The following is a 1196-nucleotide window of genomic DNA, read 5'->3' as shown; positions in this document are numbered from 1 at the left end:
GGGATATGGCGCTGAACTATCGCTTCCCGAACGTGTTTTCCGCAACTTAAAAATGCAGAAAAACGCGGCGCTCCGATATACCGCGTTATTTATATTTATGCAATTTGGTCAGCGTTTCCTTATGTCGTTAACGCCCCCTTTTGTTCAACAAGCAATGTTGGCACCGTCATTTCCAATGGCTGACCACAACGATTGTCGGCAAATGGAGCGTGTCATTGCCATGTTGATTATGCGTTGCTTGCCATCATCCGATTGTCAAGCTGTTCAAGAACAATAGGCCATGCCTGTTCGTGCTGATTCCTTGACTCCTCATCTGGGAAACCTGCGTGTGTCAGACGAAGGTGGGTGCCGTTGCTGTGGGGTTTAAGTTCAACCGTGACAACCGTTTCCGCTCCCTTAGTGCCTCCAGCCCCAGTAACCCACGTCAATTGAACGAGACGGTCACGTTCGAGTCTCAGAAATCGTCCATAATGAGGATGCCGCTTTCCCTCAAACTGCGTCTCGAAGAAGAAAACTGTATTGACTTTACCTTGCATTATCACCGACCCAGGAGCAGCGAACCAACGGTCAAACTGCTCTGTCCATGCTCGGAAAAGCACTTCAGGAGACGATTCCATTAGCCGCTCAACCGTTAGATGATATGGTCGCGACGAAATGTCAGGTACAGATATAGATCAAGTCCGAGATTGTGTGTAAAATCCCGTCTCTGGTAGACGTCACAAAATGTTCACAGTCAGGCGTTTAGGATATGGAGCTTAGCTTGTTGGCCTGATTCTTGCTGCTGTTTCTTCCACTGCCAGTACTCGTCCATATTCAGGTAACGGTGTCCCGTGGTCCAGGCTTCGTCGATTTCCATCAGCAGCGCCCCCAACAGCCGGATAGCGGATTCTCGGTTCGGAAAGATGCGAATCACCCGTTCTCTGCGCCGGATTTCTTCGTTCAGCCGCTCCACACCATTCGTCGTCCGCAGCCGGCGACGGTATCGGTCTGGCAGCGCCAGAACCGCCGTTACGTCGTCAAAACCGTCCTCCAGCACCCGCACGGCCTTGGGCGCTTTGTCAGCGAATTCCTCCACAAACTCATTCATCAGCAGTCGAGCCGTCTTCAGGTCTGGTGCCTCTAGAATCGCTCGTACACGCTTGTAGACGTCCTCCTGCAACGCTTTGGGGGTGGCATCCAGCAGATTTCTCATGAGG

Annotated in this window: 3 protein-coding genes; 1 reads left to right on the top strand and 2 read right to left on the bottom strand. The window is 51.8% G+C overall.

Annotated features, from left to right (window positions below):
* Positions 1-277 (top strand): hypothetical protein (locus ASH01S_RS19115; RefSeq protein ID WP_217996364.1); only part of this gene is annotated, 277 nt, incomplete at its 5' end.
* Here ASH01S_RS19115 and ASH01S_RS17580 read toward each other — a convergent pair.
* Together ASH01S_RS17580 and ASH01S_RS17575 are read right to left on the bottom strand one after the other, a co-directional pair.
* Positions 228-617, bottom strand: a complete 390-nt coding sequence (locus tag ASH01S_RS17580; RefSeq protein WP_083517344.1) for an SRPBCC family protein — start codon at positions 615-617, stop codon at positions 228-230. The genes ASH01S_RS19115 and ASH01S_RS17580 overlap by 50 nt on opposite strands.
* Before the next feature lie 116 nt (positions 618-733).
* A partial coding sequence (locus tag ASH01S_RS17575) for a transposase (RefSeq protein ID WP_174520741.1) occupies positions 734-1196 on the bottom strand: 463 nt, incomplete at its 5' end.

The sequence above is a fragment of the Alicyclobacillus shizuokensis NBRC 103103 genome (assembly GCF_001552255.1).
GTDB lineage: Bacteria > Bacillota > Bacilli > Alicyclobacillales > Alicyclobacillaceae > Alicyclobacillus_G > Alicyclobacillus_G shizuokensis.
The sequence above is the reverse complement of the archived record's forward strand: the minus strand, read 5'-3'. Positions and strand labels throughout refer to the sequence as shown.

What these genes read in the sequence shown, in the direction of transcription:
- ASH01S_RS17580 (WP_083517344.1), bottom strand. Translation starts at nt 617, where the DNA reads ATGGAATCGTCTCCTGAAGTGCTTTTCCGAGCATGGACAGAGCAGTTT.